The organism is Terasakiella sp. 4MB5A (assembly GCF_050058155.1).
In the GTDB taxonomy this organism is placed as follows: domain Bacteria; phylum Pseudomonadota; class Alphaproteobacteria; order Rhodospirillales; family Terasakiellaceae; genus Terasakiella; species Terasakiella halodenitrificans.
Genome location: NZ_CP188815.1, coordinates 2,049,233 through 2,063,835 on the forward strand (window position 1 = coordinate 2,049,233; position 14,603 = coordinate 2,063,835).

Here is a 14,603-nt window from a genome sequence, read left to right on the forward strand (position 1 = left end):
TTTTGACGGAACAAGAACTAAAACAGGCAATTTCACATTGGCTGAGTCTTTCTCTTGCGAAACGACATGGCTTGTCGGCTTTGGTAAACGAAGTGGATACGGCAAACCAGTTATTGCAAACAAGTGTTGAACAGTTGAGCCAACAGTTTCTGATAATGGCGGAAATTGCACAGGAACAGGTCGTGCAAATTGATAAATTTCAGGAGCGGGAATGTATAGCGCAGGGAAACAAGACTGGAGAGCCTGTTTTAATGTCATTGCAAAGACTGGAACGGGAGTTATGCACAAAAATTAAAGAAAATGAAGAAAAACAAAACGATGCTCTAGAATTAGATCAGGCAAGCCTTTTGTTAATGACCGAAATTGCAAAAGAGGGAAGCGCTGAGCCCGTGAATTTTGATGTTTTACGTCAAGTGTACGAAAAAATAAAAAAACATAATACATTAAATGAGTTAGGCAATAGTTCTCACGATCGTCGGCAACATATAGATCTTATACGCCATGCATTAGCTGATATCACAGAAGTTGAGAATATGCTGGAGGAAACGGGGAAAAGTGCGCATGGGTTACAACAAAGCATTGCTGATATTGTTGTTAAAATGCAATTCCAAGATCGTACGAATCAACGTTTCTCACGTATTGCGGCAACCTTAAAAGTTATGATTGATATGTTATCCGGCATGGAAGAGGAAACCATGTATGTTTGTGATGATATAGATTGTATTGACCCCGATCATCCCTGGCTGGAAAAAATGATTGCGGAACTACATTTGAATGAAATGCGAGAACGGTTTGTAAAACATATTTTATTGGACGTTGAAGATAAAATGGAAAGCGGCGGTTCATCAATTGATGTTGAACATAGCAATGCCTCAGATGAAATCGAATTATTTTGACAGCTTGACCAAGATTAATGCATCCTAGATAGGTTGTCTCTAAAACACGTTCTAAACAATTATTTTGATGATAAGTTTGCCAACCAAGGATCGACCATATGGAAGAAGCAGTTCAGTTTTCTGAAATATCAGATTGTAAAATATTGATTGTCGATGATGTTGCGGTTTTGAGAACGTTGATCCAAACTTGCTTGATGAAAGCCGGGTTTAACAATCTCCATTTGGCAGAAAATGGTGAAGAAGCTCTACAAAAATTAGATGAACTATCACCTGACTTGTTAATCTTGGATATTGTTATGCCAGGAATTGATGGGTTTGAGGTTTGCCGCCGCATTCGCAGCAGCAAGAAATATACAAATTTGCCTATTCTTATTCAAACGGGAATGGAAGCAACACAGGAGCGTGCACAGGTTTTTGAGGTGGGGGCAAATGACCTGATCCCTAAACCGTTGAATGTTTATGAGTTGGTTGCGCGTGTGAAATTACAATTACATAACCTTATTTTGCAGCGTCGCGATAAAGCTTATCAAGCGCGTATGGTTCAGGAACTTTCATCTGCCCGTGTCATTCAGGAAAGTTTGTTGCCTACGACGGAGGCCATAAATCATGTTCAAAATAATTTCAATATTTCCATCCAATCACATTGGCAGGCATCTTCTGAGCTAGGGGGTGATCTGTGGGGTATGCAGCAAATTGATGAAAACCGTCTTGGTTTTTTCATTATTGATTTTTCGGGACACGGTGTTGTTTCTGCCTTAAATACCTTTCGGTTACATACGCTGATTAATGAAAGCGACTTAAACTGGGAAGATCCAAAATCTTGTATGGAAGCTGTTAATGTCCATTTAACCAAAGTTTTAGCTGTGGAACAGTTTGCGACTTTGTTTTGGGCCGTCATTGATAAAAATGAAAATACATTGACCTATGCCGCTGCTGCCGCACCACCTGTTGCAGTCTGTTGTGGTGGGGATGTGCCTGGTATCGATTTTATTGATACAGCAGGTCTACCCGTTGGTATAATGAGTACGTACGAATATAATAATAAAGTAATTGATTTTCCGCCCAATAGCTTTGTCTTTGTTTATTCCGATGCATTGATTGAGTCACCGGATGACCAAGGGAAAATGTGGGAAGAAGAGGGTTTGTTACAACGTATTAAAAAATACGCTGTAGAAGGGTTCGAGAATATTCAGCCCAGACTGCTGAATGAATTTCTGAAAACCGCAGTTCATCCGATCCCGGATGATTTAACGATTATTAATTTTGTACGTCCAAACTCATAATAAATATTAGATTTTCTTTTGATGAAAGCTTCCGTGTTTAGAGCTCTACAATGGCTTTAACCCGGTTACCTTTTTCATTGTATTCAAGCTTTGTAAACCCCATTGCAATTACAAGTGCGATACCGCGACCATGTTTGTTGTTGAACTTACCAGGGTCACATTGCATGTATTTTTTCCAATCAAAGCCATCACCTTGATCTTCAATAATAATTTCAATTGTATCAGGGGTCCGTGAAAACTGGATTTCAACAAAACGGTCTTTATATTTATCTTGTTCTAGCCGTGTCCTAATTTCAGCATCCCACTGACCCCTTTCCAGTAATTGCGATTTTTGAGAATAGGATATTTCCAGATTACCGTGTTCGATAGCGTTGACCAGTAATTCAGATAATCCGAGCGCAACGGAAGAAGGGTCTGGGCAGGCTAAAGACAGCATTGTGGTTAGCGCTTCTGCTTGCTGTAGGGTTTTAAGGGTAAATGTCCCGGATTGGATTAAGCCAATTGCAGATGTGCGTGACTGCACTTCGTTTAAAAGCGCCTGATAGCGTTTAAAGTCGGAATTTCCAGCTTCAATTGTGTGGGCAAGGATTTGTTCATGCACCGGTGCCGAGATTAGATGGAAGAAGAGCTGGCGTGAAATCTTATTTTTGCTAGAAGCAAATGGGGCAATTCCTATAACGGGAACGTATTTTGCGAATTCTTTTCTTTTGAAAATGCGCAAAGAGGTTTCAAAATTACAATCTTCCCCCGGCACGTCACAAATTATTGTGGATATTTTGTTTTTTTTATCTTGGAGGATGTCTTCTGCATCATTGAAGCTAGAGGCGAACGTCAACTTTATAGGGTCGTTTGATAAAGAAGATATAATATCTTCTCGAAACCCTATATTTTCTGTCACAACTAAAGTAACTAACTCGCCCATTCGTTGTTACCCTCCGCGAGATGCGTGATCTCAATCCAATTTCTATTTTGCCCCAAGTGTGTAAGGACATCAATAAGTTTTAGGTGCTACATTACTTTTTTTTAACTGTATCAAATATTGTTAAACTGTTTTAATCATGTTTAAATCTGGCTTAGTGATCGTTTTCCGTTTAAAGAAAGCGCAAATGATTTATTGGATTTCAAATGGCCGCAGATATTGAATTGCGAACAACCTTTTTTATAACAGCTGTGGCTGTGGCAGCAAAGTTAAGTCTGGTTTTAAAAGAGGCGAAAAACATCTCTCTGGAAGCGATGAATGCAAAAGCGTTGGTCGCACGGGCGGGGGAGAATGTGCGGACGTTTAAACCTATAACCGATTATATGGTTGAACTTGCCAATGATACCATCCATTTGGTTGAAGATATCAATCGGGAAGCTTTGATGATTTCTCGTTCTTCTCTGACGGCCTTGCGTGGAAAAGACGCGGTCTATCATTTTAATCGGGCCAAAGAAAAATCCAAAGATGCGCTTTATCGGGAAAGCTATGACGAAGCCGTCAAATTGGCGGAACGGGACTTGAAAGAATTTCAGGAAAAATTACACAAAAATACACGCCGTCTTCATACCCTTTTGGAAGAAATTGAAACAAGGATGTTGGCTGCTAACGTTGTCACGTCTACGTCACGGTTGGAGGCTGCAACCGTGTCTACCGTCTATCGTGCCAATTTTGAAGCAATTGTCGCCAAATTTGAATATGCCGCAAAAAATATTCGTACAATCGTGAAAGATTGTCGTAAAGTATTGAATAAGAGATAAAAAATAAAGGACGTCGGGGTTAAAATGCAAACCGTAAAATTGTTTGAAGGTCACTCACACGAATGGATTGCCTTTGCCCGTGACCCTGAGAAACCTGAAAAAATCATTGATACCAACCAGTATATGATTAAATCGGAACGCGAAGCTATTCTGTTGGATCCGGGCGGAATTGAACTGTTTTCTTCCATGTTAGCTTCCGTTGTACATTACTTACCTGTTGAGCAAATTACACACCTTTTTGCCTCTCACCAAGATCCGGATATTATTTCCTCACTTGGTTTGTGGGATAAAACACTTCCGAATGCGACCTTGCATGCACCATGGCTATGGGAAGGTTTCTTGCGCCATTACGGTTGCGATCATATTACCTATGCCGCTATTCCTGATGAAGGAAGTACCTTAAACTTTGATAACGTAGAAATTCAATTTATTCCGGCTCATTACATGCATTCTTCTGGAAATTTCAGTGTCTACGATCCTGTTGCCAAAATTTTATTTAGTGGCGATATCGGTGCGGGCTTAAATGCGCCGGATGACCCGTTGTTCGTTGAAGATTTTAATGCACATATCCCGAAGATCAAAAAATTCCATCAACGCTGGATGCCGTCTGAACGGGCAAAGGAAATGTGGATAAAACGTGTGAGACGATTAGATATCGAAATGTTATGTCCGCAACATGGTTCGATCTACCGTGGTGCCGATGTCGGTCGTTTTCTGGATTGGCTTGAATCGATTGAGGTCGGTTCCGGTTTGAGATTGTAAGTCTTAGAGTAAATGCAATGAATAAGCCTTTGAACAAAATACTATATGTGGAAGACGAACCGGACATCCGTGACATCGCCACTTTGGTTTTAGAAAATGTTGGCGATTTTGAAGTGTGTGCAGTCGAGGGTGGCCAGCTTGCTTTGGATATTATTGATGAATTTCAACCGGATATGGTCTTGCTGGATGCGATGATGCCCGGTATGGATGGCCCGACAACGTTTGTTGAAATCCGCAAAAAAAAGGGATTTAAGGATATTCCAATCGCTTTTTTGACTGCTAAGTTGATGGATAGCGATATTGCAACCTTTCTGGACTTAGGAGCAATTGGTGTAATTGCGAAACCTTTTGACCCTATGACTTTATCAGATCAGGTTCGGGAGCTTTGGGATCGGGCTTGATCAGTCTACAAAGCCTCACTTAACAGGGCGTTTGCCTTCTTATATAATTCTAAAGCTTGCTCTTCTGTTATCGTTTGATCTGAAATCTCCAGAAGATGTAGCTCCAGTTCTTTCATCCCGGTACTCAATTCATGGAACCCATAAGTCCCTGCCGTGCCGGCAAGCTTATGTGATATTTCGATTAATTCCTTAATATGCCCTGCGTTTTGCCATTGTGAAATATGCGTTTGTGTATCACGTAATCTTTGTTTGAAACGCTCTGTTAAAGCGGCAAGTTTGTCAGTGATTTTGGATGAAGGCATTCTTTGATCTCGCTTGTTTCAGCAATATGAGGCTCGGACGTAAAACTCATAAGATATAAAGTTGAAGACAATCATTAAAAATTTTTGGAGCTATTCTAAAAAATTATGTTAGCATTGTTCTAAACTAAGCATATCAACAAGCTTAATATTAACATGGGGGAGGCACAATGTCAGATGCTGTGATACTCAATTCCTTAAATGCATCCCATGCAAATAAGGTTCATATAGAGGCACCGGCCAAATGGTTACGTGCTGGCTGGCATGATTTTAAAATGGCGCCTGGGGTTGGATTGACCTACGGCGCTATTTTTGTTTTAGCAGGCTATGGTTTGTTTTGGGGATTAGAAGCCCTGAATTTAACCTATCTTATTTTACCCTTAAGCGGCAGTTTCATTCTGTTTGCCCCTTGGCTGGCATTGGGGCTTTATGAAGTTTCGCGCCTGAGAGAAAAAGGAGAAACGCCGACATTTGCCAATACATGCATGGCATGGAAAAAGGCACCACGCCGGTTGGGGTTGATGGCTTTTGTCTTGCTGCTGATCATGATGGTCTGGACGCAGGTTGCGGTTGTTTTGTATGCTCTGATACTTGGTGGTGCCTCACTTTCGCTTGAAAATATCAGCATTGACTTGCTTTCCCATACAGATGGAATTGTATTTTTAACGATTGGATCGGGAGTCGGATTGATCTTTGCTTGCCTTGTCTTTCTTTTGACGGCTGTGTCTGTTCCCCTTATTCTGGACCGCGAAATCGGTACATTCGAGGCAATGGCATTTAGTGTGAAGACCGTTATGAAGAACAGCCACGTTATGTGGAGCTGGGCTTTTACAATCGCAATCATTGCATGGTTTGCCTTGGCGTCTTTCTTTGTTGGTCTTGTTATTGCGATGCCGGTTTTGGGGTATGCCAGCTGGCATGCGTATCGTGATCTGGTACCAGTTGAATAAAGAGGGCCTATGAAACAATCAAATCTGATGAGAAACCGACAGAATAGAATTGTCGGTTCCTGGTTGTTTTGTGTTGCCGCTATGGTCTTTATTATGGTTGTCCTTGGCGGCTTAACCCGTCTGACGGGTTCTGGTTTGTCTATGGTGGATTGGCGACCACTTACCGGTTGGTTGCCGCCCTTGGCGGAAGTGCAATGGCAGCTGGTTTTTGATTTATATAAACATTCACCTCAGTATAAAGAACTTAACTTTGGGATGAGTTTATCCGAGTTTAAGGAGATTTTTTGGCTGGAATACTTCCATCGTTTGTGGGGGCGTTTAATCGGTTTGGCTTTTGGTGTGCCATTGGCCTTTTTCGTTTGGCGGGGATGGATCTCACGCGATATGCGGCTGCCGCTTCTTATTCTGTTTCTATTGGGTGGGGCGCAAGGGGTATTGGGCTGGTATATGGTCAAAAGTGGTTTAATTAATGAACCCGAAGTCAGCCAATACCGTCTTATGGCACATCTTGGTTTTGCTTTTGCCCTTTATGGTGCTTTGCTTTGGTGTGGTTTTCAGTTTGTAAAAGAAAAAACGTTAAGGCTAAGTTCTCGTTTTCGAATACAAAGCCGGGTATTGTGGGGACTGAGTTTCCTAACAATCCTTGCAGGGGCAGTTGTTGCGGGATTGGATGCCGGGTTGACTTATAACACTTTTCCTTTGATGGATGGAGATCTGGTGCCAGACGGATTGTTTATGAAAGATCCGTGGTGGATCAATCACTTTGAAAATATTACGACCGTTCAATTTCAACATCGCGTATTAGCTATAGCAACCTTGTGTTTTACCCTTTGGGTCTGGGGAACAAATCAGCCATATGCACAAACAAGGCTCTGTGCCGTGGTTGTTATGTTGCAAGTAATTTTAGGAATTGCAACATTGCTTTATATTGTGCCTGTTTCGCTGGCATCGCTTCATCAAGCAGGTGGTCTAGTTGTCTTTAGCGCGATAACGTGGCTGAACTATGAAATAAAAGGATGAGAAATGGATATTCTCGATTTTTTACCCCATTTTCAGGCCTTTTTAAATGCGACATCGTTAATCCTTATTTGTTTCGCTTTTAAGGCTGTGAAATCGGGTCATGTCATCCGCCATAAACAATTGATGATTTCGGCTTTGGCTGTTTCCTGTGTCTTTCTTGTTTCCTATTTATACTATCATGCCCATATCGGCCACGTACCTTTCGAGGGGCAAGGCATGGTTCGACCTGTTTATTTTACCATTTTATTTACCCATATTGGTTTTGCCGCCCTTGCTTTGGTAATGATTATCATGGCCGTGTGGCGGGCGTTGGTGCGCAAGGATTTTGGGGCACATAAACGAATTGCACGGTTTACTTTTCCAATCTGGGTCTTTGTCTGTTCATCTGGTATCGTTGTTTATGTCATGGCATTTCATATCTACGCAAAGGTGTAACCGACCATGACGTTAAAACAAGAATGTAAAGCATGGACAATTCTATCGGTTGGTGCGTTGGCAATTGCGGGCGTGTTTGCCTTGTTATTGGTCTTGTCACGTACACCTTATGTGCAGGATGTGTTGCCTTGGCCGTGGAAATCTTTCTTTCATAAAGGATTGGTTGTTCACGTTATTTTTTCGTTTGTTGTTTGGTTTTTGGCGACGATGGGGGCGGTGTTTACTTATCGATTGGTGAATCATCAAGCGGAACACGCAGTCACGAAACTGGGTCCGGTGAGCATCGGTCTTGCCTTTCTTGGCTGTGTTTGCCTGATGATCCCGGCTTTATTTGATTTGGGAACGGCTGAACTTAACAATTATGTGCCTGTGATGAACCATCCGATTTATTATGCGGGCTTGATCTTATTGTTTCTTTCGTTAGCGCTTGTTTCTTTACGTCAGCTTAGGCTGCTTGATGTTTCTTCTTGTTGTGCATTTATCTATCTGATTGCGTGTATTTGTTTTTTATGGGCATGGTACGCACTGCCTGCAGGATTGGCAGAACCCAGCTTTAATGAACAATTGTTCTGGGGTGGAGGCCATATTCTGCAATTTGTAAATACGGCCTTGTTGGTTCTCGTCTGGTCTGCTGTGGTTAAAAAGCGATTGATTAAGAAACCGTATGAATGGGCAGTTTTTGTAATCCTGCTTATTTTTGCGGGCAGTGGGCCATTGGTTTATATGCTCAGTGATATCTTAAGCCAGACAAACCGGGACTTTTTTACGGCGTTACTACGCTATGGTTTGCCGCTCCCTTCAATAATAGTCAGCGTCTTTTTAATACGTTTTCTTTTGTACCAACGCGAAGACCATAAAGATCGGTTGGTGGTAACGGCGCTGTGGTTGTCGTTGTTGACCTATAATTTAGGGGGGGTGTTTGGTCTGTTTCTGGATGGAACCGATACACGTGTTCCTGCGCATTATCACGCTGTTATCGGTGGGATAAATCTGGGATTTATGATTTTCTACCACCGTATCATTCTTCCTTTCATCGGTATTCATCCGGTAAACGGACGGTGGTTGACCTTGCAATATTGGTTCTATGGCCTTGGTCAGATTATGCATGCCAGCGGTATGTTTTTGGCAGGCCTGCAAGGTGTTCCCCGAAAAACGGCTGGAACAGCGCAGGGTCTTGATAATATTGATAAAATTTTGTCGATGGGGTTGATGGGTATTGGCGGGTTGATTGCTGTTGTTGGGGGCGTTCTTTTTGTTGTTATGACGCTGAACTGGATGATTAAGGGAGGGCGCATTCATGAAGCGACATGATATCGTTTTCCTTCTCTCAATCGCTTTTGTCGCGGTTTTCTTTGGGTATCAGCTTGCCAGTACTTTGGGGGGTACTGAAGATAATGTTAGACAACAACCGATAAAAGGCTGGGAGGCCTTCAACGATAAGGTCCAGGCACAATCCATAACTGACGATGATCTCTATCTGATCGCGCGCCAATGGGAGTGGTCACCAACATTGGAGTTGAAAGCAGGAAAAACGTATCTTCTTCATGTTGCCAGCGAAGATATTCAACATGCGTTTCATTTAGAAAAGGGGGCAACAGGGCAATCAATTGACGTTCTGTTACAGCCCGGAATTGAATATCTTATTCCCTTGAAAATTGAACAAGAAGGCCAATATGCCATAGGGTGTACGCAGTATTGTGGAATTGAACACAATAAGATGCGCAGTTACATAGTTGTACGTAAGTAATTGGGAAGTATAATGAAAAATACCAATTGATTTATCCTAAAATACCTGTAACATAAAATTATAATAATTATAAAATTCTTAATATAACCTGATGCAAAGGGGTATATTATGGGAGGATACTTTCAATTGGCGAAACCTCGTATTGGGGTAATGATCGCCTTGACGGCAGTAACCGGCTATCTTGCGATAGTGCCACCGGGTGAGGTTAATTTATCTCATCTTTTGGTTCTAAGCTTAGCAATGATGATGGGCTCTGCTTCTTCCAGTATATTCAATCATTTCTACGATAGAGATATCGATCGACTGATGAAACGGACCTGCCAACGGCCTTTTGCCGTACGTAGTGTCGCTAGTCCTCAGTTCGTTCTATGGATTGCCGCAAGTTTGCTGGTTTTTGGCTGTGCTATGGCCACTTATGTTTTTAATCCGACTGTTGCCGCGCACCTCTTTTTGGGTGCGTTTTTTTATGGGGTTGTGTACACGATCTGGCTGAAACGGCGCAATTGGTTAAATATCGTCATTGGTGGCTTGGCCGGCAGTTTTGCCGTATTGGCAGGCGCTGCGGCCGTTAATCCGGATCAATGGTTTTTGCCGATGTTACTGGCGATTGTCCTGTTCTTCTGGACACCGTCACATTTCTGGGCCTTGGCTATGCGTTTGAAAGACCAATACGCCGCGGCCGGTGTGCCGATGTTACCCGTTGTCGTCGGCAACGTACGAACATCGCGCTATATCTTAATTAACAGCCTTTTGCTGGTATTATCCAGCTTGTTACCTTGGTTCTTGGGGGAACTTGGGAACATTTATGGCATCGGTGCCTTGGCACTGGGTGTCTACCTTTTACGATGCAATTGGGCCTTGATAAAAGAGCCGGATGAAAAAACGGCCATGACCAATTTTTTTGCATCCATGAAATACCTGGGGGGGCTTTTCCTCGTTGTCATAATGGATGTTCATCTTCCCCTGTAAGGGAGGTGATCAAGCCGCATAATAATATTCAAAGACGACTTTGCCCTTAAGTTTATTTTTTAAACAACGACATCTGGGAGGTAACCGTATGTCGGCAGAGAGTTCACATGCACATGAACACCATTGGGAATGGAGCCAAGCACCATTCTGGGTGGTAGCGGGCGTTTTCTTTCTCGTCCCTTTGACATTTGCAGCCTATTTTCAATATCAGAATCCGCTTTTGGCCGCAATTTTTGCAGGTTTGGGTACGCCCATGCTTTTGGCCGGGATTGCGATGTGGGTCAACGAAGGATTGACGGTCAAACCGTTGATTGCTGACGTGGCCGGGATCGGTCTTCCGATCTTTATTATTTCTGAAATTTTTATCTTTCTTTCCTTCTTTGTTGCTTATTGGATGATGCGATTGGGGGCGGATGTCTGGCCACCGGAAGGGACGCCGGAATTCCCGGTTGCGTTACCGTTGATTATGACCGTGGTGTTGGTGGCTTCGTCCGTAACTATTCATATCGCGGAAGAAAAGTACGCACATAATGATCATGGCGGTTTCGTGAAATGGCTGGTTTTAACCATGTTTTTAGGGCTGATGTTTATCAGCATGACTTTTTACGAGTATAATCACCTTTTTAATGAAGAGTTTTATCCAGATACAAATGCATTTGGCTCTATCTTTTTCAGTTTGACGGGCTTCCATGCCAGTCACGTGATTGGTGGGCTTGGTATATTTGTTTGTGTGTTGATCCCTGCTTTACGGGGGCGAACTAATAAAACATTTATCACCTGTGCGTCGATCTATTGGCATTTTGTGGATGTCGTCTGGTTCTTCGTCGTTTCTCAGATTTATTTCTGGTGATGTATGAAAAATGTGTGTCGCATAGTCAGCATTTTGGCCGTGTCTGTTGTTCTGTTGTTGGCTTTTCAATCGAATGTAATGGCAACGCAGGTTTTTCGGGTTCCTGATTCAGACATTGACCCGGAAGCACTGCGTATTACCGAAGCCAAAGTTCTGGGACTAAAACCCAAAAAAGGTTTTTCTTTTTTAAATCAGGACGGTGAAACTTTTACCTTTGACGATTACGAAGGCAAGCCACTTGTTTTGGTTTTATCCTATTACAGCTGTGATGGCGTTTGCTCCTCAGTCAATATTGAACTGGGGGAACGTCTCAGCCAGTTAGAAAAAGATGGACGATTAAAACCGGGTAAAGACTTTAATGTTGTTACGCTGTCTTTTGACAAGAATGATACATTAGAAACGCTTGAACGTTTTAGAAAGAACGTTGGGCTGGATAAGGGGATTGCAGATGGATGGACTTTTTCTGTGGTGCATCCCGAAGATCGTGAACGCATTATGGTTTTTACTGATCGTTTTGATTTTCGTTTCTTTTGGTCCCCGCAGGATAGAACATTTTACCATCCGACGGTCTATATGATCTTGTCCCCGGAAATGCGTTTGGCGCGCATTCTATACGCACACGACATTGATAAAAGTGACATTGAACTTGCTGTACTGGAATCCCGAAGCGGGAATTTCAAACCCGGTGAGATAATCAATTATGCGGTCTCTTTGTGTTACAGTTACAACTACAAAGAAGGTCGTTATGTTTTCAATATTCCCATGTTTGTAGCTTTTGGTTCGTTGTTTGTTGGCATCAGTGCCTTGGGAACATCGGTATTTGCCTTTAAGCGCAGGCAGAAGAAAAGGGAGGATAAGGCATGAGGACGTTTTTAGGGAAAGCTGCAGCCCTGTTGGGTATTTTCGCAGCAGCACCAGCGTTCGCGCAAGACGAGGGGTACGAGAGAGACCCGGCAGCAGGTTGGGATCATCTTTGGTATGAAATTATTGTCGATCTTACAGTGATCGGTGTGATTTTCAGCGTTGCCGCGATTTATATGATTTGGAAATATCGCGCAAAAAATGAAAATGAAGTAGGGAAGGGACCGAAATTAACGCCGGCAGCCGCCCTTGCCTGGGCTTTAATACCAGCATCCATATTTATGGCGGACGATTTTTTCCTGTCTGCAAAAGGCTGGACATTGTGGAATGACTATCGACGCATTCCCGATGACGCCAAGGAAATACGGGTCACCGCATATCAGTGGTACTGGGAATTCGATTATGGCGAGGAGATTGTGTCAGAGGAACTCGTGGTCCCCAAAGGGCAACCGATCGTTCTGCGAATGACATCGGAAGATGTTTTGCATTCTTTATACATACCTGAATTTCGTGTCAAAGAAGACGTTATGCCGGGGCGGGTCACTTATGTTTGGTTCAACCCCAAAAATACCGGTGAATATGTGCATACCTGTACGGAATTTTGCGGAACGGCACATGCTGAGATGTACACCACCGTTCGCGTTCTGGAACAGGATGAATATGACGAATGGCTTAATCAACGCAAGGAAGAGGCAAACGCCAATTCCTTACCCAACAACACACAAAGCTGAGGGAGGATGCACATCAAATGAGCATGCAGACTTTCAAAGAATGGTTCTTTACAACAGACCATAAACGGATCGGGATCATGTATCTCATCGGGTCCATGACAGCCTTTGTGGTTGCCGGGATGATGGCGTTGTTGATCCGTCTGGAACAGTCCCAATTGGGACCGACCATTACTGATAACCCCAATGAATATAACCAATGGCTCTATTTTCACGGTGCCGCGATGGTTCTGGCTTTCCTTATTCCTGGATTGACAGGCTTTTTTGCCAATTATTTTCTGCCTTTGATGATCGGTGCGCAGGATGTTGCCTTTCCGCGCATTAATGCCTTTTCCATCTGGTTGTTTTATGGTGCGATTATTCTGGCGTTGCTGAGTTTTGTTATCCCTGACCCGCCGGACATCATGTGGACAGGCTATCCGCCTTACTCAATCACAACAGTGGGGAATACGGCTTATTATGTCTTCACTCTTCATTTATTGGGATTTAGTTCTGTACTAGGTGCCGTGAACTTCCTTGTTACTGTGATTTACATGCGGGCGCCGGGTATGGGATGGAACCAGTTGAATATCTTTACCTGGACGACAGTTGCCGCGTTTGTCTTACAGCTCGTTTTTATCCCGGTTCTGGCATCTGCCGTAACCATGTTGCTGTTTGATAAATATTTGGGGACAGGTTTCTTTAACCCTGAAGCCGGCGGTGATGTTCTTCTGTATCAAAACTTGTTCTGGTTCTATTCGCATCCTGCTGTTTACGTTATCTTCTTGCCGGCAGTGGGTATTTTGTTCGAAATCTTTACAACTATGTGCAAAAATCAGGTCTTTAACTACAAGGCCTGTGTTTACGGCGGTATTTGGGGGATTGTCGGCATTTCAGGTTTCGTATGGGTGCACCATTTGTATGTATCCGGTATGCCGGATTGGTTACGGATTGGACAAATGGTGACAACCTTGTTGATCTCGGTCCCGGTGGGGTTGATGGTTATGTCCATGTGGGGGACACTTTATAAGGCCGCGATTACGTTTAATACCGGGATGCTTTATGCGATATCATGTTTGTTCCTTGTGTTATCGGGTGGATTAACGGGTATTCCCTTGGCCCTGACGGCGATTACGGTTCACTTGTCTGAAACGTCTTTTGTCCATGCACATTTCCATTTCATTATGGCGATGTTCTCGGCTTTTGCCATGTTTGGCGGGATTTATTACTGGTTCCCCAAAATGTTTGGACGTTATGCCGATGGTAAATGGGCAACGACGGGCTTTATCCTAAATATTGTCGGGGTTCATGTGACCTTTATCCCGCTGTTTATCATCGGGGCACAAGGCATGCCACGCCGTTATTGGGATTATCAGATGTTCCCGCAGTTTGAACCTTATCATCAGGTGGCAACCCTTGGGGCCTTTATGGTGGCGGCGGGTATGTCGGTGACCATCCTGAACTGGATTATCTGTGCGTTCAAGGGCAAGGTTGCGCCTGAAAACCCGTGGAAGTCATGTTCACTGGAATGGACCCATGCACCAAACTGTCCACAAGCCGGGAATTTCCCCAATCCGCCAACCGTCACGGCCGATTGGTCGCCTTATGGCTATGCAGATCGTGAAGCTAATCTGAAAGCAACGACCGATCCGGGCTTTCCCGGTGCGGCAAAACCTGCGGAGTAAA

17 protein-coding genes are annotated in these 14,603 nt (G+C 43.4%); 15 read left to right on the forward strand and 2 right to left on the reverse strand.

The features are described from left to right. Positions 1–2 precede the first annotated feature (2 nt). Both ACI0FF_RS09365 and ACI0FF_RS09370 read left to right on the forward strand, forming a co-directional pair. Entirely contained in the window at positions 3–896 is an 894-nt protein-coding gene (locus ACI0FF_RS09365; RefSeq protein WP_419796605.1) for a hypothetical protein, read from the forward strand. Between the two features lie 98 nt (positions 897–994). Next, on the forward strand, positions 995–2,179 hold the full coding sequence (locus ACI0FF_RS09370; RefSeq protein WP_419796606.1) for a SpoIIE family protein phosphatase: 1,185 nt from the start codon (positions 995–997) through the stop codon (positions 2,177–2,179). A gap of 37 nt (positions 2,180–2,216) precedes the next feature. On the opposite strand, the gene ACI0FF_RS09375 is transcribed toward ACI0FF_RS09370, so the two are convergent. Further along, the gene (locus ACI0FF_RS09375) at positions 2,217–3,101 is read right to left on the reverse strand and encodes an ATP-binding protein (protein WP_419796607.1); all 885 of its coding nucleotides are present in this window, start codon (positions 3,099–3,101) and stop codon (positions 2,217–2,219) included. Between the two features lie 203 nt (positions 3,102–3,304). Between ACI0FF_RS09375 and ACI0FF_RS09380 the strand changes: the two genes are divergently transcribed. From ACI0FF_RS09380 to ACI0FF_RS09390, 3 genes are read left to right on the forward strand one after another with little or no spacing between them, the layout of a single operon-like run. Next, positions 3,305–3,916 carry a hypothetical protein gene (locus ACI0FF_RS09380; protein WP_419796608.1) on the forward strand — a complete coding sequence of 204 codons (612 nt, stop codon included), beginning with the start codon at positions 3,305–3,307 and terminating at the stop codon, positions 3,914–3,916. Between the two features lie 24 nt (positions 3,917–3,940). After that, positions 3,941–4,678, forward strand: a complete 738-nt coding sequence (locus tag ACI0FF_RS09385; RefSeq protein ID WP_419796609.1) for an MBL fold metallo-hydrolase — start codon at positions 3,941–3,943, stop codon at positions 4,676–4,678. Positions 4,679–4,695: 17 nt separating this feature from the next. Beyond that, positions 4,696–5,079 carry a response regulator gene (locus ACI0FF_RS09390; protein ID WP_419796610.1) on the forward strand — a complete coding sequence of 128 codons (384 nt, stop codon included), beginning with the start codon at positions 4,696–4,698 and terminating at the stop codon, positions 5,077–5,079. Positions 5,080–5,084: 5 nt separating this feature from the next. Here the strand turns inward: ACI0FF_RS09390 and ACI0FF_RS09395 are convergent, their stop codons facing one another. Beyond that, complete coding sequence (locus tag ACI0FF_RS09395) at positions 5,085–5,381, reverse strand: Hpt domain-containing protein (protein ID WP_419796611.1); 297 nt, start codon at positions 5,379–5,381, stop codon at positions 5,085–5,087. Positions 5,382–5,548: 167 nt separating this feature from the next. Between ACI0FF_RS09395 and ACI0FF_RS09400 the strand changes: the two genes are divergently transcribed. The 10 genes from ACI0FF_RS09400 (at position 5,549) to ACI0FF_RS09445 (ending at position 14,602) form a co-directional block, all read left to right on the forward strand. Continuing rightward, a complete protein-coding gene (locus tag ACI0FF_RS09400; protein ID WP_419796612.1) occupies positions 5,549–6,328 on the forward strand; it encodes a DUF2189 domain-containing protein in 780 nt (259 codons plus the stop codon). Between the two features lie 9 nt (positions 6,329–6,337). Further along, complete coding sequence (locus ACI0FF_RS09405) at positions 6,338–7,348, forward strand: COX15/CtaA family protein (protein WP_419796613.1); 1,011 nt, start codon at positions 6,338–6,340, stop codon at positions 7,346–7,348. A gap of 3 nt (positions 7,349–7,351) precedes the next feature. Then, positions 7,352–7,783 (forward strand): DUF420 domain-containing protein, encoded by a 432-nt coding sequence (locus ACI0FF_RS09410; protein WP_419796614.1) that lies wholly within the window; start codon positions 7,352–7,354, stop codon positions 7,781–7,783. A 6-nt stretch (positions 7,784–7,789) separates the two neighbouring features. Further along, positions 7,790–9,094, forward strand: coding sequence for a cbb3-type cytochrome c oxidase subunit I (locus ACI0FF_RS09415; RefSeq protein ID WP_419796615.1), 1,305 nt, complete (start codon positions 7,790–7,792; stop codon positions 9,092–9,094). Next, positions 9,081–9,530 carry a hypothetical protein gene (locus ACI0FF_RS09420; protein ID WP_419796616.1) on the forward strand — a complete coding sequence of 150 codons (450 nt, stop codon included), beginning with the start codon at positions 9,081–9,083 and terminating at the stop codon, positions 9,528–9,530. Before ACI0FF_RS09415 ends, ACI0FF_RS09420 begins: the two co-directional genes overlap by 14 nt. 108 nt (positions 9,531–9,638) lie before the next feature. Beyond that, positions 9,639–10,499 carry a heme o synthase gene (cyoE, locus tag ACI0FF_RS09425; RefSeq protein WP_419796617.1) on the forward strand — a complete coding sequence of 287 codons (861 nt, stop codon included), beginning with the start codon at positions 9,639–9,641 and terminating at the stop codon, positions 10,497–10,499. Positions 10,500–10,587: 88 nt separating this feature from the next. Continuing rightward, positions 10,588–11,349, forward strand: a complete 762-nt coding sequence (locus tag ACI0FF_RS09430) for a cytochrome c oxidase subunit 3 (RefSeq protein ID WP_419796618.1) — start codon at positions 10,588–10,590, stop codon at positions 11,347–11,349. Between the two features lie 39 nt (positions 11,350–11,388). After that, a complete protein-coding gene (locus ACI0FF_RS09435; RefSeq protein WP_419796619.1) occupies positions 11,389–12,213 on the forward strand; it encodes an SCO family protein in 825 nt (274 codons plus the stop codon). Then, the gene (gene coxB, locus ACI0FF_RS09440; protein WP_419796620.1) at positions 12,210–12,941 is read left to right on the forward strand and encodes a cytochrome c oxidase subunit II; all 732 of its coding nucleotides are present in this window, start codon (positions 12,210–12,212) and stop codon (positions 12,939–12,941) included. Before ACI0FF_RS09435 ends, coxB begins: the two co-directional genes overlap by 4 nt. 17 nt (positions 12,942–12,958) lie before the next feature. Beyond that, a complete protein-coding gene (locus tag ACI0FF_RS09445) occupies positions 12,959–14,602 on the forward strand; it encodes a cytochrome c oxidase subunit I (RefSeq protein WP_419796621.1) in 1,644 nt (547 codons plus the stop codon). Position 14,603 lies beyond the last annotated feature (1 nt).

Bases quoted from the DNA above. Each gene is read 5' to 3' on its own strand.
- ACI0FF_RS09370 (WP_419796606.1), top strand. From the start codon at position 995: ATGGAAGAAGCAGTTCAGTTTTCTGAAATATCAGATTGTAAAATATTG.
- ACI0FF_RS09375 (WP_419796607.1), bottom strand. From the start codon at position 3,101: ATGGGCGAGTTAGTTACTTTAGTTGTGACAGAAAATATAGGGTTTCGA.
- ACI0FF_RS09380 (WP_419796608.1), top strand. From the start codon at position 3,305: ATGGCCGCAGATATTGAATTGCGAACAACCTTTTTTATAACAGCTGTG.
- ACI0FF_RS09385 (WP_419796609.1), top strand. From the start codon at position 3,941: ATGCAAACCGTAAAATTGTTTGAAGGTCACTCACACGAATGGATTGCC.
- ACI0FF_RS09390 (WP_419796610.1), top strand. From the start codon at position 4,696: ATGAATAAGCCTTTGAACAAAATACTATATGTGGAAGACGAACCGGAC.
- ACI0FF_RS09395 (WP_419796611.1), bottom strand. From the start codon at position 5,381: ATGCCTTCATCCAAAATCACTGACAAACTTGCCGCTTTAACAGAGCGT.
- ACI0FF_RS09400 (WP_419796612.1), top strand. From the start codon at position 5,549: ATGTCAGATGCTGTGATACTCAATTCCTTAAATGCATCCCATGCAAAT.
- ACI0FF_RS09405 (WP_419796613.1), top strand. From the start codon at position 6,338: ATGAAACAATCAAATCTGATGAGAAACCGACAGAATAGAATTGTCGGT.
- ACI0FF_RS09410 (WP_419796614.1), top strand. From the start codon at position 7,352: ATGGATATTCTCGATTTTTTACCCCATTTTCAGGCCTTTTTAAATGCG.
- ACI0FF_RS09415 (WP_419796615.1), top strand. From the start codon at position 7,790: ATGACGTTAAAACAAGAATGTAAAGCATGGACAATTCTATCGGTTGGT.
- ACI0FF_RS09420 (WP_419796616.1), top strand. From the start codon at position 9,081: ATGAAGCGACATGATATCGTTTTCCTTCTCTCAATCGCTTTTGTCGCG.
- cyoE (WP_419796617.1), top strand. From the start codon at position 9,639: ATGGGAGGATACTTTCAATTGGCGAAACCTCGTATTGGGGTAATGATC.
- ACI0FF_RS09430 (WP_419796618.1), top strand. From the start codon at position 10,588: ATGTCGGCAGAGAGTTCACATGCACATGAACACCATTGGGAATGGAGC.
- coxB (WP_419796620.1), top strand. From the start codon at position 12,210: ATGAGGACGTTTTTAGGGAAAGCTGCAGCCCTGTTGGGTATTTTCGCA.
- ACI0FF_RS09445 (WP_419796621.1), top strand. From the start codon at position 12,959: ATGAGCATGCAGACTTTCAAAGAATGGTTCTTTACAACAGACCATAAA.